Genomic DNA, 23,251 nt, shown 5'->3' on the forward strand with positions numbered 1-23,251 from the left:
TCAAAAAGTGGGGACAGGCTGCCGCACAGGACGACTTGCCCAGCTCTCCCGCCTCTTGCCGGTCACGAGCACCGTCGGCCGAGCCGCCCCGGGGGCTGGTCCTGCTGTTGCCTTCTGTCGTCCACGGACCACGGCTCGACTGTCAGGGGCTCTGCCCGCCGACTTTCCGTGTAGACAGCCGTAGTGGCCCGATTGCGGGCCACGTCGGCAGATCGAACACTGGGGTCTGTGCCAAGACCGCCAGGAGCTGGTCGCTGAACTGGCCACGGTCTGGGAGTGGTTGGCGAAGCGCTGGGCCCGGCAGACGCGCCAGGTACACGACCTCAGTTGTCGATGGAGCCGTTTTCAGGAGGGTGCCGGCGGGCGGTGTGGCGGGGCGGACGGCGCGGAGGAGCTACGTTCCGCGGTCCGGCGCTTCGCGCCCTCTGCGGACGACGACGACCGGACACGGCGCATGCTGAGTGCAGTGTTGGCTGACCGATCCCAGGAGAGCGCGCGTGAACCCGCTGCGGCCGTGGCTGCCGACCACCAACAGGTCAGCGCCCTTGGCTTGGTCCACCAACGCCGCTGCGGGGGTGCCGTACGCCAAGCTACGGCGGACGCGGGCCGCCTGCTCCGGCGGTACGACCTCCTCAACGGCATCGTCGAGTACCCGGCTCGCCTCGGCTTTCAGATCGTCGGCGAGTTCCGCGTGCACGCCCATCCGACCGACCGAGCCGAACAATGGCGTGTGCTCCCACGCGGTCACCGCGCACACGACACCGTCGGTCAACTCGGCCTGGCGCACCGCCCAACGCAGGGCATCCTTCGAGGAGTCCGAGCCGTCGACGCCCACGACGATGCGGTCCTTCCCTGGTGTTCCGCTCATGGTGACCTCCGTGATCCGCCGCTCCGCAGGAGCGGCATCGGCTCCTGGGCACCTTCCCGTCGTCAGGTTCCGGCGCAGCGGGTCGGGGCGCTTGGGCCCACAGGTCCACACCGTCGGGGCCACCCGGCCCCAGCACGGCCGTCCGGCCTCCGGCCGGCCCGGTGGTGCGGCGCGCTGCACCGCGTCTGCTCCGGTCGTGCCGACGGGGTGGCGGGGGCCCGCGTGCGCCGTTGGTCGTCGGTGTCGACGCCTCGGACGACGCTGGGCGCGCGATGGACCGAGCCGCGGGCGAGGCGGCTCTCCGTGGCTGTCGTGAGCGGCGTTGCTGAGCAGGTGGTTCGGTCCGTCGTCGGTCAGCGCTGGTTCCACAGCGTCGTGCATCCTTCGGCGATCAGCACGATGCCGATCGCGGTGATCACCAGGGTCATGACCGTGGCGTTGTGGACTTCGAGCCAGCCTTTCGCACGGCGCAGCGGGGCGACGATCCGCTCGCCGAGGAGCGCGTGGAGCAGCACGGGTAGGGCGACGGTGCAGGCCGCGATGGCGGTGAAAACGACGACGGCGGTGACGGTGCGGGGTGCTGGTAGGTCGGCGGCGCCGATGCTGAGTCCGCCTGCCATGGCCAGTAGAAGGATCTTGGGGTTGGCTGCCGACAGCAGCAGCCCCAGTCGCAGAGCCGGTGCGGGGGTTGATTCCTCAAGGGAGCGCATCCACTGCGGCGCCGTCTTCTGCTGTCGCGAGCTGAACCAGCGTTGGATACCGACGGCGAGCAGGATTGTGCCCAGGACAATCCTGGCCCAAGAGGCCCAGGTGGGCGTCTCCTCATGCTGTTCGATGACCGAGGCCAGCGTGGTGAAGACGCCGGTGGGTACGGCGATCCCGATCGTCCAGCCGGTCAGGAACACGTTGCTGGTCGCCCGTGGCCTGCGGGTGAACAACAACAAGATCGCCGGGATGACGGGGAACGGTGACAGCGCGATTCCCAGCGCAGGTGGTGCGACCTCGCCGATCACGGAACTCATCGGCTGCCTCCAACCTTGCAACGCACTGTGATCGTCTCACGCGGGCCCATCCTGGGGTTGGCGCGCAGTGAGCTGGGGGCCGATCACTGGAAATACGATTCGAGCGTGCCGCGGCGCCGGATATCGAGCGTCGCGCAGTGGAACGAGCCGCCGAACGGCGCGTAGTGCAGTAGGTCGCACGGGATCGGCTCGAATCCCCATTCTTCGAGGGCGCGCAGCATGGTGGTGTGGTGTCGCTCAGCGATCACCCGGTTTTCGTCGATCATCAGAAGGTTCATGTTGAGCCATGCACCGCACATCGAGGTGATCCTCAGCAGGCGGTCGTCGATCGGGTCGGGCTCGGGCGCGATCAGGATGTCCCATGACTTCAGGACGTCGGGCAGGTGGTCGACGTTGATGTATTCGGGATTGACCAGTGCCTTGCCGGGCGAGAGCAGGGTCAACGTCGTGTCGATGTGCATGGGCGTGCGGCAGCGGCTCTCGATCTCGTGGAGGCGATAGCCGGGTCCGAGGTGGCGACGCAACCAGTCGATTCCCATGCGGTTGGTGACGTTGCTTCGCGTCACGAACAGATCGCGTCCGGCGCGCAGGAAATCCGCCGCGTCGAAAACCGGCTCGAACTCGGTGAGGATGTACCGCATCGGCTCCCCGGGCTCGGGGACAGTGAAATCCGCGTCGAACAGTGCGTCAGTGAGCTGCGGTTTTGGTGCCGCCGTCCAGCGCGCGCCGCGCCGGAAGTAGTCCTTGAGGATCTCGCGGTAGGAGTGGGTCTCGAAATACCGGCACGGCCATGCCATCGGGGTCTCGATGATCTCGTCGCCGATCACGAGCATGCTGTCCCGCGGACAGGTGTTGCAAAAGCCGCGCGACGACCAGTCGGGGGTGCCGAAGCGTCGCCCGTGGTCGACTGCGTCCGGGCGTCTGACCGTGATGTCGAGCGACTGGAGGAGAGCGATGAACTGATCGAGCTCATGCTGTGCCGGCTCGATCAGCATGCGCGGATATCTGTGTCCGGCGGCAAACGCCTGCAACCGCGTCGCCCAGGGCGGGATGTTGCAGGCCACGACCGGATGGTCGGACGGGATCCTCGCGCCATCGAGGCGCCCGACGATGACCTCTTCCAGCGGGTCCCATTCGTTGTGCGAACCGACCGGCGGGGCGGACGATTCCGCAGCGTCGTCAGTCATGGCCGATAGTGCTGACATCACGCGTGGTCCAGAGCCTGTAGTGAGGGACCGTCGTGGGCAAAATACTGAGCCACTGCACTACCTCCATGTCCGGCAAACGGGATGAGTGTCCGAAAGGTGCGGAGCGCGGGACATGATCGCCTGATCGAGCGCCATCCTGCCGAAGTCGACCTTGGCTTCGTCTCTGAGTCTGCTGCTGTCGGCCGCCATACCGAAATCCTGCTGTGGCCATGTCGGGCGGTCTGAACAGTGGCGCTGCCGATCTGTATGCCATCGGCACTGTTGGAGCTGTTATGGCCTTCACCGCGATCGCAGCCTGCGGTGACCGTAGCTCTTCTGAACAGCTTGTTCGACAAGGTCGACCCTGACGTCCGGCGCGGCCGGGGAGACCGATGGCGGGCAGGTCCCTTCGAGCGCACCCTGGAAGGGAGTGGATAGCGAATGGCGCAGAAGGGCAGGGTTCTGCGGTCATGGCACAGCGGACGGCAAAGCAATCATCGAACCGCACGGGCGGATGGCGTCACAGCAGCTGGCTCGTCCCAGTTCTGCTCTGCGTGCTCGCTCTGGTCTTCATCTTCGAGAACAGAGCGGAAGCTCAGATCAGGCTGATCATCCCCATCATCACGATGCCGTTGTGGGTGGCCTTGCTGATCGTGTGGGTCATCGGTTTGATCTCCGGCCTGTGGTTCGCGAGCCGGCGCGGACGGCAACACTGAGCGCGATGCCGCTCGCGTGCCCGTAGCCGCGTCGTCAGAGTCGAGGGTCCACCAGGGCTGCTGGCGCCCGTCAGGCACGGGCATCGCCGCATGCGGCGGGTGGACGGGTGACGATGGCGAAGTTCGGGTCCGGGGAGTCGAGTGTGGCCAGCAGCCGGTCGAGCACTGACGGGTCGCCGTCCATCTCTACGCCGAGGTCACTGAGGGCCTCTGGTGTCGCTTCTCCGGCTGTCAGCTTCGGCAGTGCCGTTCTCGTCACCCTCAGCGTGGCATCAGCCGGTGTGTGCTGCTGGGCTGCGCTGTGGGTGAGGACTCCGTTGGCCAGCCGCAGCCGGTAGCGCTGGCCGGTGTCGGTCAACTCCACGTCCACAGCGAGGTGTTCGTGCCAGGCGCGGGGGCCGTTGATCCGGATGGCCAGGGCGTCAAAGAGCTGCTCCGGGGCGAGCTGGGCGATCAAGTCCGGCGACACTCCTGAGACGGGGGTGCCGAAGATACCGTGGCGCAGCTCGTGGGCCCCGGAAAGGTAGGCGCAGCGCCAAGTGCCGTTCTCGGAGCCGTAGCCGAGTTGTTCGTAGGCGTCGGCGAGGAGGGTACGAGCGTCGGCGTGGTCGGGGTGGGCGGCAACGACGTGGCCCATGACTTCGGCGACCCAGCGGTAGTCGCCCGCCTCGTAGGAGCGCCGGGCTTTGGCCACGGTGGCGTCGGCGCCTCCCATGAAGTCGAGGTAGCGGGTGGCGGCTTCGGCGGGCGGGTACTGCCACAGGTGAGCGGGGTTGCCGTCGTACCAGCCCATGTAGCGCTGGTAGATGGCTTTGACGTTGTGGCTGACGGACCCGTAGTAGCCGCGGGTGTGCCAGGTGTTCTCCAGCGCGGGCGGGAGCTGGAGGTGTTCGGCGATCTCGGAGCCGACCAGTCCTTGGTTGAGCATCCGCAGTGTCTGGTCGTGGAGGTAGGCGTACAGGTCACGTTGGAGGGAGAGGAACTCCACCACGCGGTCCTTGCCCCAGGTCGGCCAGTGGTGTGGGGCGAACGCAACCTCTGTCTCGTTGGCGAACAGGTCGATCGCCTCGGTGAGGTAGCCGGCCCATGCATGGGGGTCGCGCACGCGCGCCCCGCGGATGGTCAGGATGTTGTGCAGGGTGTGGGTGGCGTTCTCCGCAATGCACAGTGCCCGGTGGTCGGGGAAGTGGATGTGCATCTCCGCGGGGGCTTCGGAGTGCGGAGCCAGTTGGAAGCGCATCCTGATGCCGTCAACGACTTCCTCCTGGCCCGTCTCCGTGACGTGCACGGTGGGGCGGATCAGCGTGAAGGTTCCGGTCGAGGTGGTCTGGCCAAGCCCCGCTCCCACCTGCCCGCGCGGGCCGCGTTCGAGTGCGGCGCCGTACATGTATCCGGCTCGGCGGGCCATGGCGGTGCCCGCGAAGACGTTCTCGGCCACCGCGTGTTCTTCGAAGCCCACAGGTGCCAGGACGCAAACCTGGCCCGCGTCGACATCCTGCTGGTTGGTCACGCCCTTGACCCCGCCGAAGTGGTCGCACGACCCGCGTTGTCGAAGTCCGCGGTGTCCGCGAAGGGCAGTGCTCCCCTCAACCGTTGCTGCTGTTCCACCAGTACCGAGGCGGCAGGTTTCTGGCTCATTGCCCCAGTACAACAGCCCGACTCTCAACCGGTTGACTACGACGCTCGATGGGATGGGACATCAGTCTTGTGGAGGCTCGCCGCTGAGCCGGTGTGCCCGCTCGATCGCGACCTGCAAGGACTCTCCCACCTCGGCCGTGGCAGAAACGACGTTGTCGGGTCCGAGCTGCGCCAGCGCTCCGGTGCGCTCCAGTTGACTGCGCACCCGGTCTCCCACTCCTGCCAGGACGAGGTGACTCCCCACCTCGTCGAGTTCCCGCTCGTATCGGGTGACGGCCTGGATGAAGGTGCTGCCCAGATCCTCCTTGCCACGCAGCCTGAGCACCACCACCGATCCCACCGACTCCCTTGTGACGTCGGGGAGTTGTGCCTCGACGGTCCGTGCCGAGGCGAAGAACAGGCTCCCGTACACCGCGAGCACCACGACCTCGTGCGCCGGCAGCGCCTGCGGGGGTTCGTCCTCCCGCGGGCGGATCGCCCCTTCCGGGAATCTCCAACGGACGACTGTCACCTTGTTGGACTGCCGCGCCACGAACAGCACCACGGAGATCCCCACCCCGGAGAGCACGGCGTACTGCAGTGGGATCAACAGCGTGAGGAAGAACGTCACCGTCATCACCATCGCCTGGGTCCCCCCAGTGCGCCATACCATCCGAACCCGGTCGATGTTGAAGGTGCGCAATCCCACCAACATCAGCAGTGCGGCGAGCGCAGGCATGGCGATGCGTCCGGCGAGGCCGGCGAGGCCGGCGAAGAACAGGATGACAGCGGCCATCACGGCGGCTGCCGTGATGTTGGCCAGCCGACTGCGCACGTCCGCTGTGCGCAGCAGGGAGGTCGCCGACATGGACCCACCGACCGGCACGCCGCCGAAGAGTCCGGCGGCGAGATTGGCGACCCCCTGCCCTCGGAAGTCCCCCGAGACGTTGGGGTACTTACCGTCGGGGTTCGGCACCGACTGGCTGATCGCCGCGCCCTGCACCAGGCCGACGAATGCCAGCGAGACGGCCGGGACGAGCAACGGGGCCACGGTCGACAGCGACGGGAGCTGCGGCGACGGAAGATGCGGGGGGATGGCGGCCACTTCTTGCACCTGTACGACGCCTTTCCAACCCGTCACCACCGTCAGCGCCGATGTGACCACCACTCCAACTACCATGCCCAGGGCGCCCAGTGGCGTCCGCTCCAGCCCCACGACCAGTACCAGGGTTGCGACGGCCACCACCACTGTCTGCCAGCGGAAGGACTCCACGTGCAGGGCGGTGACCACCGCGCTGGCGATACGGTTGGGACTCGCGCTCTTGTACCCGGTGACGTGGGCCAGTTGCGACAGAACGATGTTCACCGCGACCGCGTTGACGAAGCCCGTGAGCACCGCGTTGGGCACGAAGCGCACCAGCGACCCAAGCCGCAGCACGCCGAAGACGAGCATGGTCACACCGCTCAACACGGCGAGCGTGGCCAGGGCCCCGGCTGCCTGTGGTCCGCCCCTCACCTGGGGCACGTTGACGATGAGCACTGCCATCGCTCCGGTGCCCTGCACGGACATCAGCACCGAACTGGTGGACAGTGCGCCCGCGATAGTCCCCACGAGGTACCCGTACAGACCCGCAACGGGGCTCACCGCGGCGAGTAGCCCCGAAGCAAGACCTTCGGCCCGGCGCACTGCCGCGGTCCGCGAACACGGCGACCGGGAGAGGGACGGGCATGGCCGCGCACGGATACGTCACGCTGGACACTTCGGCCCGATGGCGGTTCCTGACACCCGATGGGAATCCGTTCTCGTCCATCGGCATCGTCCACGCGGACGACACGAATCTGCGGTACCCGCACAACGTCGGCCTGTGGCACGAGCGCACCGGGCTGCCGATCCTCCTGGCGGATACCGGCAATTGGTGTCCGACAGCCATGAGCCCTTCGCGCGTCGGGTCGGCACGCGACCAGGCCGAGCGCGGCGAGGGCTACCGGATGATCGCCGACACGTTCGCGGCCCGGTCGTGGCGTCTGGGCTGGCACTGGTGCAGCTGGTTGGAGAACCCACACCGCGGCTTCGGGCTCAAGGACCCGTGGGACGAGCCGTATACCGACCTGGTGAAGGGCCAAGCGCGGCGGGGCGCCGGCGTTCGGCTCTGCCCGTCGCGCGATTCAGACCTGGTTGTTCCACATGCGGAACATGGCGCATGTGACGTTCTTGTCGAATGTCATGGTCCAGAGGTTGGCGAAGGTGCCCAGTTCTTTGTACCGGCCGGTGCCCTCGATCGCGGCGGTGTCGCCGTTGATGGTGAGAAGGGTCCACTCGAATTCCCAGCCGCCCTCCTGCCATGGTGCGCGGTCGCGCCAGCCGTCGACGATCGCCTCGCGGCCGAACCAGGCGGTCTCGTAAGGCCATTCGTGATATTCGGCGTGTGGGGTGAACAGTGCGGCGATGTCCTTCCTGCTGTTGGTGGTCCAGGCTCGCACGTAGCCTTCGACCCAGTCGTGTACCTGCTGTTCGCTCACCATCGGTGCTGCCGTTCCGTGACTCGGGTGCGGGTTTTCATTCTTGGGCCGTGGGTCGGACGACGAGTTCGTTGACGTCTACGTCGGCGGGCTGGTCGATGGCGTAGCGGACCGCTGCACCGATCGCGGTGGCGGGGATCGCGATGCCCATTTGGTCCCGCACCGCGTCCTTGACCCCGCTGTCGCCGATGGATTCGGTCAGCTCGCTTCGGGTCAGGCCCGGACTGACGACGGTGACTCGTAGTTCCCGGCTCTCCTGGCGCAGGCCCTCCGAGAGGGCGCGTACGGCGTGCTTGGTGGCGCTGTAGACGGCTGCGGTCGGGTCGACCCGCAGTCCCGAGACGGAGGAGATGTTCACGATGTGCCCGCGGCGCTGGGCTTGCATGATCGGCAGGACGGCGGCGATGCCGTGCAGGACCCCGCGCAGGTTCACGTCGATCATGTGGTTCCACTCGTCGATCCTCAGCGAGTCCAGGCGCGAGAGGGGCATGACGCCGGCGTTGTTGACCAGGACGTCGATGCGCCCGTACCGGTCGTGGGCGGCTGCGACGAAGGACCGCGCGGCGGCCGGGTCGGTCACGTCCAGGCTGAGCGGAAGGGCACTTCCTCCTCGGGCTTCGATGTCCGTGGCGAGGGCAGTCAGGCGGTCGGTGCGCCGGGCCCCGAGAACCACGTGGTGGCCCGCGGCGGCGAGTGTTCGGGCGGTGGCCTCGCCGATACCGCTGCTGGCTCCGGTGATGAGGACCACCTTCGACGTGACCGTGGTGGACGGGTTGGACATGGGTTTCCCTTCGGGGTGACGACGGCCACGGGGTGCGATGACCGGTGCCTCCAGGATGTGTCCGATCCCGCGCAGGTGGCAGGACGGGGCTTCCTGGGTGTGCCACTCCCAGGAAGCGGCGGCGTACGATCCGGGGGTGAGCGGCAATGAGCTGGGGGAATTCCTGCTGGCGCGTCGTTCCCGGCTCAGCCCGGGCGACGTGGGCCTCCCCCTTTCCCGAGGGCGCCGCGTCAGCGGACTGCGGCGCGAGGAGGTCGCGGTCCTGGCCGGGGTCAGCGCCGACTACTACACCCGTCTGGAACAGGGCCGCGAACGGCATCCCTCCGGCCAGGTCGTCGACGCCCTCGCGCGGGCCCTGCGACTGGGAGTCGATGCCTGCTGGCACGCCTACCGCTTGGCCGGGCTCGTGCCCGAGCACCAGGCGCCCTCCTCTCCGGCCGAGGAGCAGGTCGCGGCGGAACTGCTGCAGTTGATGGACGCCTTCCCCGCGGCGGTGGCCTACGTGGTCAACCGGCGCCTGGACGTCCTCGCCTCGAACGCACTCGCCGACGCCCTGCTCTCTCCGCTCACGGACCCTCGACACATGGCCCGATCCCTGTTCTGCGACCCCGCGGCCCGCGAACTGTTCGCCGACTGGCACACCGTGGCCCGTGACACCGTCGCCACGCTGCGGCTGGCCCACGGCCACGAGCGCAACGACCCGCTTATGCGCGCCCTGATCGACGAACTCCGCACGGAGAGCGCGGAGTTCGCGGAACTCTGGAGCCGGCAGGACGTCAGCCGCCTGACCAACAAGTCCAAGACCTTCCACCACCCGCGGGCCGGACGGCTGACGCTCGCCTACCAGACGTTCGAGGTCCAGAACGCTCCCGGCCAGTACCTCCTGGTCGGCACCGCCGAGCCCGCAAGCCCCGACGCCCGCCGCTTGGCCTCGCTCGATGCCCACCGCTCCGCAGGCGACCGGAGCGGCCCGGCCGACCGGCGGTGACGGCGACCACCGAGGTCTCTCGCTCCTCCCGAACGGGGTCTCCACCCGGGAGGTCAGCTCAGGCACTCGCCGAGGACAGTCATAACTGTTATAGTTACAACACGAAGGGAGGTCACAGACCAGATGAGTGCCAACAGCAGGCTGACCGTCGCCGCACACGCCCTGACCTGGATCGGGCTGTATCAGCGCCGCGGCCATGACGTCGCCACCTCCGAGCAGATCGCGACAAGCGTCAACACCAACCCCGTAGTGATCCGGCGCCTGTTGGCCCAGCTGCGCAAGGCGGCACTGGTCGACTCCCGAAGAGGCGCCGGCGCCGGCTGGACGCTCTCGCGGGACCTGTCGACGATCACTCTGCTCGACGTCTACGAGGCAGTGGAGCCAGGGCCGATCTTCGCCCTGCACCCGGCCACACCCGACCCCGAGTGCGTCGTGGGCCACGGCATCGCACCGGTGCTGGGCGTCGCCTACGACGGAGTCGAGACCGCCCTCCGCGCGGAGCTGGCAAGAACCACCCTGGAAGACGTGCTGCGCGACGTACTCAAAGCCGCCTAGTTTCGACCGCCGGCCCCACCGGGCCGCGACAGTCGGGCGCTTTTCGCGCCCCTAAATGTAACCACAACAGTTACATCAACCATTGGGAGAATGTCATGGGACAGCTCGACAACAAGACCGCCCTCGTGACCGGGGCGTCCACCGGCATCGGCCTGGCCATCGCCCGCCGGTTCGCCGCCGAGGGAGCCACCGTCTACCTCACCGGCCGCCGCAAGGCCGAACTGGACAGCGCCGTCCAGCAGATCGGCAGCCGCGCCATCGGCATCCAAAGCGACGTATCGAAGCTCGACGACCTCGACCGGATCTTCGCCGAGATCACCGAGCGCAGTGGTCAACTCGACATCGTCGTGGCCAACGCCGGCGTCGGCGACTCCGGCCCGCTCGGCACCATCACCGAGGAGGACTACGAACGCACCACCTCCATCAACCTCAAGGGCACGGTCTTCACCGTCCAAAAGGCACTTCCCCTGCTGCCGGCCGGCGCCTCGGTGATCCTGCTCTCCTCCAGCGCCGCCCTGCGCGCTGTCCCGGGCCTGGGCATCTACGCCGCCACCAAGGCCGCGATCCGTAGCCTGGCCCGCACCTGGGCCGCCGAACTCGCCGACCGCGGCATCCGAGTCAACGCCGTCACCCCCGGCCCCGTCACCACCCCCGGCGCCGACGAACTGCGCGCCGCACTCCCCCAAGACGGCCAGGCCGCCGAGCCCGCCGCACCGACCCCACTCGGCCGAGCCGGCCGTCCCGACGAGGTCGCCGCCACCGCCCTCTACCTGGCTGGGGACCAGAGCTCCTTCACCACCGGCGCGGAACTGTTCGTCGACGGCGGTGCCACCCAGCTCTAGTCACACAGATCGCCCTCGGCGCAATCCCGCGCCGAGGGCGACTCCCTGACACCGACTCGGCGCCGCACCGACATCTCCTCCGCGCGCCACGCGACCTCGCACCGGTCAACATGCAACCTGGTCTGACGTGTTGCCTCCCGAGGAACAGACAGATTCGGGAAGGGCCCCATATGGCAGATGTTCCCGCCAGGGAGAGAAGTCAGCGCGACCCAATTCCCGCGGCGGGGCGTAGTCCCAGCAGGCACGATGCGATCTGGTCAAGCAGACTTGCTCCTGAGCCGATCCGGATGACGAGAGGGCATGACCATGGCCGATGTCGACGTACTCGTGGTGGGTGCTGGTCCTGTGGGCCTGACGGTAGCGGCCGAGCTGCGCCGGCACGGCGTGGACTGCCGCATCGTCGATCGGCTGGCCGCCCCGGAACCCTATGCCAAGGCCATCGGAATCGTGCCCCGCACGCTGGAGGTGTGGGACGCCATGGGCCTGGTCCGCAGGGCCCTGGACAAGGCGGTGCCCCATCTGGGCCAGCTGGTCTACATCGACGGTAAACCTCGCCCCCGAGTGGAGCTGACCCTGCCACCGGAGATCCCCTACCCCTTCGCCACGCTGCCCCAGTACGAGACCGAGCGGCTGCTCGCCGAGCACCTTGCGAGCTTTGGCACCGAAGTGGAGAGATCGATCGAGCTCCGCTCGCTGGAGACCCACCCTGACGAGGTCGAAGCCACTCTCGCCCACGCCGACGGCCAGATCGAGCGCCTGCACGCCCGCTACGTCGTAGGCTGCGACGGTGCGCACAGCCTGGTCCGCAAGGTGGCCGGGCTGACCTTCGAGGGCGACGCCTTCCCCGAGCAGTACATGATCGGCGACGTCGAGGTCGACTGGGAACTGCCCGCTGGCCACAGCATGCGATCCGTGAAACTGGACGCGAACGGTGAGGTGGACGACATGCTCGTCTGCATCCCGATGCCGGGGGGCCGGCGGTACTGGTTGTCGATGCTGTGTCCCAGTGCCCAGGCCGAGGGCGAAGACGAGTCGAGCGCGTCGGACGAGAGCGGGCTTGGCCTGGGAGATGGTCAGGGTCTGGACCTCGGCCAGATCCAGGCCGTGCTCGACCGGCTGTCCCCGGAGGTGACAACCGCTTCCACGCTGCGCTGGTCGTCCAGCTTCCGGACCAGTCACCGCCTGGTCGACCGTTACCGGAACGGGCGCCTCTTCGTCGCCGGGGACGCCGCGCACATCCACCCACCGCTCGGCGGGCAGGGCCTGAACACCGGTGTACAGGACGCCTACAACCTCGCCTGGAAACTTGCCCTGGTCGTCCGCGGCCTGGCCACAGACGGCCTGCTTGAGACGTATCACGCAGAACGACGTCCGGTCGCGGAGGAAGTACTCAACCGCACGGTCCGTCATGCCCGCGCCGTCCGTCAGGCCGGCTCCGGGCCCCTCAACAACGGATCCGACAACGAGATGATGCTGCGGCGACAGGCCCAACTGCTGGTCGCCTATCCCGACAGCCCACTCACCCAGCCACAGGCGGACGGCACACCGGATGTCGGCCCTGCTCCCGGCGACCGGGCACCTGACTGCCGCGGCCTGCTCAGTGAACTCGCCACTTACCCGCGGCGCCTCTTCGACCTGCTGCGCACTCCGCGTCACGTGCTGCTGCTGTTCGCGGGCCCGCAGCACGCGTCAGGAGACGGTGCCGCCCGGCTTGAGTCCTGTGCCGCCGAGGCGCATCGCGCCGCTCACGGCCTGCTCGACGCCTACCTGGTCACCGCCGCAGAGGTACCGGGGGACGCACGGCCGGTCGGCCTGCACCCACCACGGGTGTGCGACGCGGCAGGTGAGTTCCGAGACGCCTACGCGCCGCGTGACGGCGAGGCCATCCTGATCCGTCCAGACGGCTACCTCTCCGGACGCTTCCACCCCGCCGTACCGGAACGTCTGACGGCACATCTGCGCCGAACCTTCGTCTGACTCCCGCTGCCGAGGGCGGAGCGGCACCAGAACTTGCGGGTCTACCCGGCCAGTTGTCGCCCTCGCGCGCGGCCCGAAAGGCGAGCGGCAGCCAGTCCGCCGTCGGCGACGAAGCGGGCATCGCCGCCACCGGCCGGGAACGTGACGGTCACCTGTACGTGCTCGATGACCGTTCCGGCGACCGCGGCGCCGATGCCTGGGTGCGCGAAGTCTGCCTGCTGGTCATTGAGGTTCGGGCGGACGCGATCGCGATGGAGCCGACTTCGGCGGCTACAGCGGCGCCCGGATCCTGCGCCAGGCATGGCAGGAACTCCAGTGCGGGCAACGCACGGAGAACATGCTGATGCCCGTTGTCTTTCCGGTCACGGCGAAGCAGGGGAAGCGGCTGCGGACCGAGTCGATCGCTCAGCTCTGTGAACGGGGACGTGTCCATCACGTAGGCGAGTGGGCGAAGTTGGAGCACCGGATGGTCAGGTGGGCGCGGACATGAACTCTCCTGACGGTATGGACGCTGCCGTCCATGGACTCGCTCAACTGGCTCTTCGGCGATTTCCGTGAAGCGGTCGGTCAGTGTGCGAGCAGGATGCGTCTTCGGCGGAGGTCGAAGCCGGCGCGTCCAGAGTGCTGGCGCTTGAGGAGCTCGATCCTTGTGACGTTGACTTCGACGCCGCCCGAGCCGAGTGGGAGGGTGCGGCCGGCGACGACGGCCGCGAGATCCTTCCGCAGGCCGTTGGCGAACGCGCGAGCCTCCTTGACCTCATGCTCCTCAGCTTGCGTGCACCACTCGTTGAGGCGGTGTCCCTCCCGCCACCTCAGGATCACCGCGAAACTGCGGGCCAGGCGGCAAGCGGCCGCAGGTGGTGGCGGTGAGGTCGGGCGCGAACCGTTGTGCTGGGCAAGGGAGTTGAGGAAGCGGCGGACGGTTCCGCGACAGCCCTGGTAGCCGCGGGCGGCGATCTCGCACGGTCTTGGGGTAGCGCCGGCCACGGCGGAACGCGAACTCGTCGACACCCAGGAGAACCGGCGGACGTCGAGGCCAATTGCATTCTCCTGCCCGGCGATTACGGTGTCCGCAAGCCTTGGTGTCCCAACAACCGTGCAGGCACCGCGACTTCCACGGCGCGGATCGCGGCTCGGGGACTCGGGCAGAACCTGGTGAGACAGCCTCACCCCCACTGCGTGCAAAGGGACTTCACCTGTGCGCACGCAGGAGCGTCGTCGACCTATTACGGGGGTCTTACCAAGCACGGTGGGGGGCAGGCGATTCGCCGGCTTCGGCCTTAGCGTCGGAGTCGGGGCGCCCCGTCACCTTCCGGTGCCGATGGGCCACCGGCTCCGCGCGATCGTCGCGGAGTTCACAACTCCTCACGAAGGAGAGCCCAAATCATGCAATTCCTCGCGTTACTGCGCCGACGGCGGGCGAAGCGACCGTCTGAGGCGCCCATGACCCGGGCGCGCGACAGACGGCCGCGCCGTGCCGCCGCCGTCGTTGCCAGCGCACTGATGCTAGGCGGCCTGCTGGTGATGGGAGGAGGCACAGCACAGGCGGTGAGTCCCGACAGCCACCGGCTGGTCACCTGGAACATGGAGAACGGGCGCGACCGCTGGGCCAGCGTGGCCACGATCGCGCAGACCAACAGCGTGGTGGCACTTCAGGAAGTACCCAGTGTGCCGGCCCGGGGGGTCCGGCAGCTGCGCTCGATCGGCAATGTCGAGGTCTACTCCTGGAGAATCGCCCGCAACACCTACCGCTACCTCTACATCCTCCCCCAGGCGTCTCGGAACGTCGGCATGGTCGCCTCGTTCCGCGCCGACCGGGTCGTGCAGATCGGCGGCAGGTACCGGGACGGGCTCGGCCTGGTCCGCCAGGCCGACAACGTCCTGTTCGCCAGCGTCCACGCCTCTGCCGGGCGGAACGGCGGGGGGCGGGGTGCCGACGGACCGTCGCTGGTGCGCAGGGTCGCCGCCGCGGCGGCCACGCGCAACGTCACCAACTGGGTGGCTCTGGGGGACTTCAACCGTGACCCCGGCCAGCAGAACCTCGGTGAGTTCCCGGCCGGATCCCGGATCTACAACAGCGGCCAGGCCACCCAGCGAAGTGGCGGTGAACTGGACTACATGGTCTCCAACATCCAGACGGAGAACTGGCAGGCCACTGTCCAGGCCAACCGCGGCAGTGACCACTGGCCCGTCTACTTCGGCTCGCTGCGGGCCGCGGCCGGGCCGCAGGACCTCACCGTGACCTCGTCCCATAGTGGCCTGTACCTGGACGTCTACCAGGACGGCCTGCGCGACGGGACGCACGTCGTCCAGTACCACGGCAACGGCGCCACCAACCAGCTGTGGGGCCTGCTGCGGAACGGGGGCATCGACACCAGCCCGTTGTACCGCCTGATCAGCTACAGCAGCCAAAAGTGCCTGGACGTCGACAGCGGGCAGCAATCCCGGCCCGGCGACGCCCTCAACATCTGGACCTGCCACGGCAGGGACGGCTCCCCGACCCCGGGCGGCCCGACGGCCGACACCCAGAACTGGACCCTGGTCCACCCCGACCCGTTCCGGCCCAACCAGACCGAGCTGCGGAACCGCTCCACGCGCCTGTACGCCAGCATCGACCACAACTCGAAATCGGACGACGCCACCATCGTGCAGCGCCACAACCAGCCCAGTGCCCCGCCGATCCCCGGCGAGGTCTTCTACCTCCACCCGGACCCCGCCAGCGCGGCGGCCGACCCGCCCGGCGGACCCGGGACACCCGGAGACCCCGGCGGACCCGGGACACCCGGAGGCCCCCCGGCGTAAGCCTCGCCCCGGCCCATGAGGGCGGTGAGCTCGCCGCCGTTCGCAGCGGCCGGACCCACCGCCCGTCCACCCTCTGAGTCGGGTAGCCGCGTCACGTTGCCGTGACGCGGCTACCCGACTCGATGCGGACAAGCCCGCCCCTCATCAACCGACTCGCCTGACACGGGAAATCGCCAGGTCGGCCCACTCGCGGCCACCTCCGCACCACTTCGGTCCCGTACGGCGATGGCCGTCTGGCTCGAAGGTGGTAACGGTGGCCCTCTCACGGTTGAAGTACCGCAGCCAGACATACGCGGCAAGCCAACGCGGGTGATGCGCGGTGCAGTTGTCAGGGTTCGGGCTGCAGCCCGGCGAGGGCACGGACGTAGCCGGCGCGACTGCACAAAGGTGACGGGACGGCAGGGCGATTCTCAACGGGCAGGTGTTAGCGAGGAGTTAGCCGGACGAAAGCGCAGGATTGGATACTGGCTGCCGTCCGGTGGCCAGAGGATCGGCGACGGACACTAAACTGCGCCGGGCGTCACGTCCGCAGCTACCGAGGAGCACATCATGCACCGCATATCCGTCCGCAGGGCCGTTACCGCCACCGCCGTCGGATTGGCCGCCACCGTCGCACTCACGGCGTGTGAGGCGAACGACTCCTCGAACTCGAACGGCAAGGACGGCTCCTCGTCGACCGCGGCGCCGTCCTCGAACTCGTCCAGCGGATCGTCTGCCAACTCCTCCGGTGGGTCCGGGTCTTCGTCCGGGAACGGCTCGCATGCCTCCTCGGCGCCCTCGAAGAAGTCGACGTGCCTCACCTCGAATCTGCGCATCACGGCGAAGGACCAGGGCGCGGCCCGCGAGGATGTGGGCGACATCCTCATCACGTTCACGAACACCGGCAGTAACTGCCGGATGGAGGGGTTCCCCGGCGTCGACCTGAAGACCAACTACGGCACGCAGTCGGTGGAGCGCAACAAGCAGGAGGTGGGGGTGCCGTTCACCCTCAAGGCGGGTAAGAGGGCCACCGCCAACATCGCCTATCCGATCAACAACACCGGCGGCTCAGGCGTCCGGGGCACCGCCCTTGTGGTAACCCCGCCGAACGAGACGCACCACGTCACCGTCCCGGTCTCGGTCAGCCTGCCGGTGAGCGACACCGGCAAGGGGAAGCTGGAAGTCACCCCGGTCTTCGAAGAGCGCTGACAGGCCGTAGCAAGACTGCCCGTTGCGTCAGTGCGTCCACCAGGCTGGCCCTGTCGAAGGTTGGCCGACCAGGGCTCCACTCCCGGCCCGGCTCGTGTTCGGGTCGGGCCGCACACCTCAACGGATCGGGGCGCCACTCCCGATGAGGTCGCGAAGGATGTCTCCGCCGGGGTGTTCTCGCTGGGGAGGGGCATCCGCATGTTGCACGGTGCCGGCTCATCGATCGAGGGTGATCAGCAAGAGGTCGAGCGTATTCAGGCCGACGGCACAGGCACCCGGTCAGAGACGCGGGCGACGGCGGGAGCCTTCTGAGGTGGCGCCGCCGCTCGTTGGCGCCTCAGCGCAACAAGTGCTCGGCTTTCGTCTTCCGCGGCCCCCGGATCACGGCAGGTGTGCGGAGACGAGGCGGACGTTGTCGTGCATGGCGGAAGGTCGCAGGGCACGCCCGTAGGTGTTGGCCTTGTCTGGGCCTGTCACCACCTGGGTTTGCCAGCCTTGCTCTGCCAGGCGCTCGGCCGGGCTGGGGCGCCGGTCGCTGTGAAGCAGGTCGCCGAGTTCAAGACCGAGGGCCAGCACGTTCCGTTCCATCATCGGGTCGGTCAGCACCGTGCCCATGTCGGAGAAGTACTCGGCCGCGAAGTAGCTGCCCGGGGCCGAGAGTCGGTGGACCTGATGCAGGAGGTTTTCCTCGGCCTCGGGCGGGAGGTAGGGCATGAGTCCTTCCGCGAGCCAGGCGGTGGGAAGGGTTGGGTCGAATCCCGCGCCTTGCAGTGCCGCGGCCCAGTCGTCGCGCAGGTCGATGCCCGTGGGGCGGTGGTCGCAGCGCGGTTCGGCCTCGGCTTCGCGCAGCACCCGCAGCTTGAAGTCCAGTACGAGCGGCTGGTCGATCTCGTGGACGACCGTGCCAGGACGCCAGTCGAGCCGGAAGGCCCGGCTGTCGAGGCCGGAGGCGAGGATGACGGCTTGGGCGATGCCGTCTCGGGCCGCGTTCAGGAAGTGGTCGTCGAAGGCCCGGGTCCGGACGGCAATGTAGTCGATCATGTTCGGCCACACGCCGCCGTCTTCGCCTGCCTCGGCGGCCAGGTCTTCGACCGAGGTGGGCATCGGCGACGAAGCCTGAGCCGCAGTAACGAACCGTGCAGCGAAGGGGTCTTGGGCCAGGGATGCCGGACGACTGGTCTCGACCGCTCTGGCCGCTGCCACCGCCAGTGCGGTAACCCCGATGCCGGTCACGATGTCCCACTGTTGGTGCGTATCCACGAGCGCCTCCACGATCACCGGACCACGCCCGCGAGGCGGCGACGTTCGCCGAGCGCGGCACGGTCACTGAGCAGTCGACATGTTAGGTGTGCCATACATGTTCTTGCCAAGGTTGAAATCGAGTCATTCGCGTGGTGACACCACGTCACTCCGCCGGCACTGAGCCCCTGCCACGCGAGACCCCGACCCGCCGGGCTGGCGTCCGAAGGGCGGCCGGGAACGAGTCGGCCAGGCGGTCGTGGGCCCCGATGAGCTCTGCCAGGTGCGCGTGATCGCCGTGTCGTTGCCGGCGTGCGTCGTTGGTGCCTGGCTCGGTTCTTCAGTGGTCCTTGCGAGTGTGCAGCCCTGAGGCAGAGCTGTCGCGTGCGGATGGGGGCGTGTGATGACAACGATGCCGCTGGCTGGCGGAGCGCTGCGCGCGGCGTGGCTGGCCCGGCGCGGTGGCGGCCGCGCCGTAGTTCGTCCGCACGCTGCTGCGGTGGCTGTCTGCAGGGGGCGGCGCGAGCACCTCACACGTGCCCTTGGTGCCGTGTGCGCCGGGTGTAACCCCAGGCATTCCCACCACGTGACGGAATCGAAATTCGATCTCCATAGGGTGCTGTCTCTGGGCTGCCGCCGCTGACGGGGGCGGTCCGGCTCAAGGGAGTGGACACGCCGCGGAGTGGAGTTTTGGTGGCAAGTGGCTCGAAGGACGGCAGCGTCCGTACGGTCTGTTCGTACTGCGGGGTGGGCTGCGGGATCGTTCTGGACGTGGCGCGGGACCCCGCTGACGGGCGACGCCGGGTGGCGAAGGCATCCGGGGACAGGGCGCACCCCACCAATTCCGGTCGCCTGTGCACCAAGGGGGCGACCAGTGCGGACCTGATGGCGGCTCCGGGGCGGGTGGCGAAGGCGCTGGTGCGTGCCGAGCGGGGCGCCGAGCCCGTTGAGACGGACGTGGACGAGGCCGTCGAGTCGGTCGCGGGCCGGCTGCGGGCGATCCTCGACGAGCACGGGCCGGACGCCTTGTCCTTCTACGTCTCCGGGCAGATGTCCCTGGAGGCGCAGTACTTGGCGAACAAGTTGGCCAAGGGCTTCGTGCGCACCAACCAGATCGAGTCCAACTCCCGGCTGTGCATGGCCTCCGCCGGAACCGGCTACAAGCTGTCGTTGGGCGCGGACGGCCCGCCCGGCTCCTACCAGGACTTCGACCATGCGGACGCGTTCTTCGTCATCGGCGCCAACATGGCCGACTGCCATCCGATCCTGTTCCTGCGGATGATGGACCGGGTGAAGTCGGCGGGTGCCAAGCTGATCGTCGTCGATCCGCGCCGCAACGCCACCGCCGACAGGGCCGACCTCTTCCTCCAGATCAAGCCCGGCACGGACCTGGCCCTGCTCAACGGCCTGTTGCACCTGCTGGTGGCGAACGGCCACACCGACGAGAAGTTCATCGCCGAGTTCACCGAGGGCTGGGAGGAGATACCCGCCTTCCTGGCGGACTACCCGCCCGAGCAGGTCGCGGAGATCACCGGCATCCCCGAAGGCGACATCCGCCTGGCCGCGCGGTGGATCGGTGAAGCCGGCGAGTGGATGAGCTGCTGGACCATGGGCCTGAACCAGTCCACCCACGGCACCTGGAACACCAACGCCCTGGTCAACCTGCACCTCGCCACCGGCGCCCTCTGCCGCCCGGGATCCGGCCCCTTCTCGCTTACCGGCCAGCCCAACGCCATGGGAGGCCGCGAGATGGGTTACATGGGTCCCGGCCTGCCCGGGCAGCGCTCCCTACTGGTCGACTCCGAGCGCGCGTTCGTCGAGGACCTGTGGAGCATCCCCGAGGGTTCGCTGCGTACCGAGGTCGGGCGCGGGACGGTAGAGATGTTCGAGCAGTTGGCAGCGGGCGACATCAGGGCGTGCTGGATCATCTGCACCAACCCGGTCGCCTCGGTGGCCAACCGCAAGACCGTCATCGCGGGCTTGGAGGCCGCCGAACTCGTCATCACCCAGGACGTGTTCGCCGAGACCGAGACCAACGCCTACGCCGATGTCGTACTGCCCGCCACGCTGTGGGCGGAGTCCGACGGCGTCATGGTCAATTCCGAACGGAACCTCACCCTTGTTCAGGGAGTCGTCGACGCGCCCGGCCAGGCGCTGCCGGACTGGCAGTTGATCGCCCGGGTGGCCTGCGCGATGGGCTTCGCCGACGGCTTCACCTATGCCTGTGCCGAGGAGGTGTTCGAGGAACTCAAGCGGGCGTGGAACCCCAAGACCGGCTGGGACCTGCGCGGCGTGACCTACGACCGGCTGCGCGTCTCCCCCGTCCAGTGGCCGGCACCGGCCGTCGACGGCCCGGACCGCAACCCGATCCGCTATCTCAACAACGGCGTCAGCCAGGCCCTCCTGGAGCGGGGGGACGGCACCCGTCCCCGGCTGGCCTTCCCGACGGCGAGCGGACGTGCTCGGTTCTTCGCCCGCCCGCACCTGCCGGCGGCCGAACTCCCCGACGACGACTACCCGTTCGCCCTCAACACGGGCCGCCTCCAGCACCAGTGGCACACGATGACCAAGACCGGAAAGGTCGCCAAGCTCAACAAGCTCAACCCCGGCCCGTTCGTGGAGGTCCACCCCGAGGACGCCGGGGCTCTCGGCGTTGTCGAGGGTGACCACCTGGAGGTCACCTCCCGCCGCGGGCGTGCGGTCCTGCCCGTCGTGGTCACCGACCGCGTGCGGCCGGGCACTTGCTTCGCCCCGTTCCACTGGAACGACCTGTTCGGCGAGTACCTCAGCGTCAATGCCGTCACCAGCGACGCCGTCGATCCGATCTCCTTCCAGCCGGAGTTCAAGGTCTGCGCCGTCGCTCTCGCCAAGACGGTCGCCCCGGTCCCGGCGGCCCGCCCGAACGCTGAGCCGGAGGCCGCGCCGGTGCCCCCCGTGCCCGAACAGGCAGACGCGGCAACCGTTGCCGCGGACTCCCCCGTCCAGGCGCTCGCCACGCTGTTCGGCATCGCCGGCCTCGCCCCCGCGCCGCTGGCCGAGGCGGAGCGCCGTTACCTCTCCGGGTATCTCGCCGGCCTCGCCCTCACCCCGCCCGACGGGCACGTCCCCGTCCTGCCGCCAGGCGCGCCCTTCGATCCGGGCCACGCGCTGTGGGTCGACGGAGTCCTCGCCGGGATGTACTCCCGCACCGTCGACGCCGCGCCGGCCCTGACGTCCGCGCAGACCGGCGCACCGGACGCCGATGCCGCCGTACCGACCCGTGGCCTGGTCGTCCTGTGGGCCTCTCAGACCGGTAACGCCGAGGAGTTCGCCGGCAGCGTCGTGGCGCGCCTCGCCGAGGCGGGTCGTACCGCCGAGCTGCTGCCCATGGTCGACGCGACCCCGGCTCGTCTCGCCCCCGGCACCGATGTCCTCCTCGTCAGCAGCACCTTCGGCGACGGCGACGCACCCGACAACGGCGCGGACTTCTGGCAGGAGTTGTCCGCGCCGGACGCTCCGCGACTGGAGGGAATCCGGTACGCGGTCCTCGCCTTCGGTGACTCCACCTACGACGACTTCTGCGGCCATGGCCGCCGGCTCGACGAACGCCTTGCGACACTCGGAGCAATCCGTCTCCTCCCCCGTACCGACTGCGAACCCGACTTCGAGGAGGCCGCCGAGCGGTGGCTCGGGCAGGTGGTCACCGCGCTGGGCACGGCTGACGAGCGGCGGTCCGTTCCGGCGGGTGCGGTCGAGACGGCCACGCCCGACCCCACCGCCACCACACCGACCGTCCCCACCCCGTCGCCCGCTCCGGAACCAGTTGATTACACCAAGGCGTCACCGTTCGCCACGCTGCTCGTCGGCAACCGGCTGCTGAGCCTGCCCAGTTCGGAGAAGGAGGTACGGCAGTTCGCCTTCGACACCCGCGACGGCGAGCTCGCCTACGACGCCGGTGACGCCCTCGGTGTATGGCCGATCAACGGCGCCGGACTCGTCGCGGAATGGCTCGCCCTCACCGGCCTGGACCCCGACGACGTCGTCGATGTCGGCGACGGGGCGTCGCTGCCCCTCGAAGAGGCGCTGCGCACCCGCCTGGACATCACCCGCGTCACCACCGACCTGCTCAGGTTCGTGACCGAACGAACCGGCAGTCACGAGCTGAGGCGGCTGCTGCGTCCGGACAACAAGGACGCGCTGGCGAAGTGGAGTTGGGGCCGTCAGGCCGCCGGTGTCGTCGCAGAGTTCCCCGTCCGTGCTTCGGCGGCGGACTGGGCGGGGGTCCTCAAGCGTCTTCAGCCCCGCCTGTACTCCATATCCTCCAGCCCGCTCGTGCACCCGAGTGAGGTCCGTCTCACCGTTTCCGTCGTCCGCTATACCGACGACCGTGGCCGCGACGGCAAGGGCGTGTGCTCGACCTACCTTGCCGAGCACGCCGACGACGGCCCGGTGCAGGTCTTCGTGCAGCGTTCGCCGCACTTCCGCCCGCCCGCCGACCCCGCCACCCCCATGATCATGGTGGGACCCGGGACCGGCGTGGCGCCCTTCGTCGGTTTCCTCGAAGACCGTCGGGCCCGCGGCCACACCGGCCCCAACTGGCTCTTCTTCGGCGGGCAGCGCCGGGCCACCGACTTCTACTACCGCGAGGACCTGGAGGCATACCGCGCGTCCGGCCACCTCGACCGCCTCGACGTCGCCTTCTCCCGCGACCAGCGCAACAAGGTCTACGTCCAGGACCGGATGCGGGAGCACGGCCCCCGCCTGTGGCAGTGGCTCCGGGACGGTGCCCACTTCTACGTCTGCGGCGACGCCGGGCGCATGGCCAGGGACGTCGACCAGGCCCTCAGGGACATCGCCGCCGCCCACGGCAACATGGACGCCGACGAGGCCGCCGACTACGTCAGGCGCCTGTCCGCGGACAAGCGCTACGTCCGCGACGTCTACTGACCCTGTTCCGGGGGCGGTTGTGC

Annotated in this window: 19 protein-coding genes; 9 read left to right on the forward strand and 10 right to left on the reverse strand. The window is 68.7% G+C overall.

The features are described 5' to 3' along the window. Positions 1 to 394: 394 nt before the first annotated feature. The 3 genes from ACIQU6_RS15130 to ACIQU6_RS15140 form a co-directional block, all read right to left on the reverse strand. Positions 395 to 868 carry a universal stress protein gene (locus ACIQU6_RS15130; RefSeq protein ID WP_403482061.1) on the reverse strand — a complete coding sequence of 158 codons (474 nt, stop codon included), beginning with the start codon at positions 866 to 868 and terminating at the stop codon, positions 395 to 397. Positions 869 to 1,221: 353 nt separating this feature from the next. After that, positions 1,222 to 1,881 carry a GAP family protein gene (locus tag ACIQU6_RS15135; RefSeq protein ID WP_403482062.1) on the reverse strand — a complete coding sequence of 220 codons (660 nt, stop codon included), beginning with the start codon at positions 1,879 to 1,881 and terminating at the stop codon, positions 1,222 to 1,224. Positions 1,882 to 1,973: 92 nt separating this feature from the next. Continuing rightward, on the reverse strand, positions 1,974 to 3,077 hold the full coding sequence (locus tag ACIQU6_RS15140) for an amidinotransferase (RefSeq protein ID WP_403482063.1): 1,104 nt from the start codon (positions 3,075 to 3,077) through the stop codon (positions 1,974 to 1,976). 470 nt (positions 3,078 to 3,547) lie between these two features. Here ACIQU6_RS15140 and ACIQU6_RS15145 point away from each other — a divergent pair, with 470 nt between their 5' ends. Continuing rightward, positions 3,548 to 3,793 (forward strand): DUF1049 domain-containing protein, encoded by a 246-nt coding sequence (locus ACIQU6_RS15145; protein ID WP_403482064.1) that lies wholly within the window; start codon positions 3,548 to 3,550, stop codon positions 3,791 to 3,793. 70 nt (positions 3,794 to 3,863) lie between these two features. On the opposite strand, the gene ACIQU6_RS15150 is transcribed toward ACIQU6_RS15145, so the two are convergent. The 4 genes from ACIQU6_RS15150 to ACIQU6_RS15165 form a co-directional block, all read right to left on the reverse strand. Continuing rightward, positions 3,864 to 5,303, reverse strand: coding sequence for an alkyl/aryl-sulfatase (locus ACIQU6_RS15150; RefSeq protein ID WP_403482065.1), 1,440 nt, complete (start codon positions 5,301 to 5,303; stop codon positions 3,864 to 3,866). A gap of 189 nt (positions 5,304 to 5,492) precedes the next feature. Next, positions 5,493 to 7,097 (reverse strand): SulP family inorganic anion transporter, encoded by a 1,605-nt coding sequence (locus ACIQU6_RS15155; protein ID WP_403482066.1) that lies wholly within the window; start codon positions 7,095 to 7,097, stop codon positions 5,493 to 5,495. A 479-nt stretch (positions 7,098 to 7,576) separates the two neighbouring features. Then, positions 7,577 to 7,933, reverse strand: coding sequence for a nuclear transport factor 2 family protein (locus ACIQU6_RS15160; RefSeq protein WP_403482067.1), 357 nt, complete (start codon positions 7,931 to 7,933; stop codon positions 7,577 to 7,579). 34 nt (positions 7,934 to 7,967) lie between these two features. Then, complete coding sequence (locus ACIQU6_RS15165; RefSeq protein ID WP_403482068.1) at positions 7,968 to 8,711, reverse strand: SDR family oxidoreductase; 744 nt, start codon at positions 8,709 to 8,711, stop codon at positions 7,968 to 7,970. A gap of 136 nt (positions 8,712 to 8,847) precedes the next feature. Between ACIQU6_RS15165 and ACIQU6_RS15170 the strand changes: the two genes are divergently transcribed. The 5 genes from ACIQU6_RS15170 to ACIQU6_RS15190 all read left to right on the forward strand — a co-directional run bounded on the left by ACIQU6_RS15170 (position 8,848) and on the right by ACIQU6_RS15190 (position 13,417). Beyond that, on the forward strand, positions 8,848 to 9,699 hold the full coding sequence (locus ACIQU6_RS15170; protein WP_403482069.1) for a helix-turn-helix domain-containing protein: 852 nt from the start codon (positions 8,848 to 8,850) through the stop codon (positions 9,697 to 9,699). Between the two features lie 123 nt (positions 9,700 to 9,822). Next, positions 9,823 to 10,254, forward strand: coding sequence for an Rrf2 family transcriptional regulator (locus ACIQU6_RS15175; RefSeq protein ID WP_403482070.1), 432 nt, complete (start codon positions 9,823 to 9,825; stop codon positions 10,252 to 10,254). Positions 10,255 to 10,349: 95 nt separating this feature from the next. Beyond that, positions 10,350 to 11,096: an SDR family NAD(P)-dependent oxidoreductase gene (locus ACIQU6_RS15180; RefSeq protein ID WP_403482071.1), complete on the forward strand. Its 747-nt coding sequence runs from the start codon at positions 10,350 to 10,352 to the stop codon at positions 11,094 to 11,096. Positions 11,097 to 11,402: 306 nt separating this feature from the next. Beyond that, positions 11,403 to 13,073 (forward strand): FAD-dependent monooxygenase, encoded by a 1,671-nt coding sequence (locus ACIQU6_RS15185; protein WP_403482153.1) that lies wholly within the window; start codon positions 11,403 to 11,405, stop codon positions 13,071 to 13,073. Positions 13,074 to 13,126: 53 nt separating this feature from the next. Beyond that, positions 13,127 to 13,417, forward strand: coding sequence for a hypothetical protein (locus tag ACIQU6_RS15190; RefSeq protein WP_403482072.1), 291 nt, complete (start codon positions 13,127 to 13,129; stop codon positions 13,415 to 13,417). Positions 13,418 to 13,640: 223 nt separating this feature from the next. On the opposite strand, the gene ACIQU6_RS15195 is transcribed toward ACIQU6_RS15190, so the two are convergent. After that, on the reverse strand, positions 13,641 to 14,060 hold the full coding sequence (locus ACIQU6_RS15195) for a hypothetical protein (protein WP_403482073.1): 420 nt from the start codon (positions 14,058 to 14,060) through the stop codon (positions 13,641 to 13,643). A 561-nt stretch (positions 14,061 to 14,621) separates the two neighbouring features. Here ACIQU6_RS15195 and ACIQU6_RS15200 point away from each other — a divergent pair. After that, on the forward strand, positions 14,622 to 15,875 hold the full coding sequence (locus tag ACIQU6_RS15200; RefSeq protein ID WP_403482074.1) for an RICIN domain-containing protein: 1,254 nt from the start codon (positions 14,622 to 14,624) through the stop codon (positions 15,873 to 15,875). A gap of 503 nt (positions 15,876 to 16,378) precedes the next feature. On the opposite strand, the gene ACIQU6_RS15205 is transcribed toward ACIQU6_RS15200, so the two are convergent. Then, positions 16,379 to 16,735: a hypothetical protein gene (locus ACIQU6_RS15205; RefSeq protein WP_403482075.1), complete on the reverse strand. Its 357-nt coding sequence runs from the start codon at positions 16,733 to 16,735 to the stop codon at positions 16,379 to 16,381. Between ACIQU6_RS15205 and ACIQU6_RS15210 the strand changes: the two genes are divergently transcribed. Then, entirely contained in the window at positions 16,725 to 17,063 is a 339-nt protein-coding gene (locus ACIQU6_RS15210; RefSeq protein WP_403482076.1) for a DUF4232 domain-containing protein, read from the forward strand. The two genes, ACIQU6_RS15205 and ACIQU6_RS15210, sit on opposite strands and share 11 nt — an antisense overlap. Before the next feature lie 381 nt (positions 17,064 to 17,444). Here ACIQU6_RS15210 and ACIQU6_RS15215 read toward each other — a convergent pair whose 3' ends face one another. Then, entirely contained in the window at positions 17,445 to 18,323 is an 879-nt protein-coding gene (locus ACIQU6_RS15215; protein WP_403482077.1) for an SAM-dependent methyltransferase, read from the reverse strand. A gap of 672 nt (positions 18,324 to 18,995) precedes the next feature. Between ACIQU6_RS15215 and ACIQU6_RS15220 the strand changes: the two genes are divergently transcribed. After that, the gene (locus ACIQU6_RS15220) at positions 18,996 to 23,228 is read left to right on the forward strand and encodes a molybdopterin-dependent oxidoreductase (RefSeq protein WP_403482078.1); all 4,233 of its coding nucleotides are present in this window, start codon (positions 18,996 to 18,998) and stop codon (positions 23,226 to 23,228) included. The last annotated feature ends 23 nt before the right edge of the window (positions 23,229 to 23,251 follow it).

It is taken from the genome of Streptomyces sp. NPDC090442 (genome assembly GCF_044769405.1).
Taxonomy (GTDB): Bacteria; Actinomycetota; Actinomycetes; order Streptomycetales; family Streptomycetaceae; genus Streptomyces.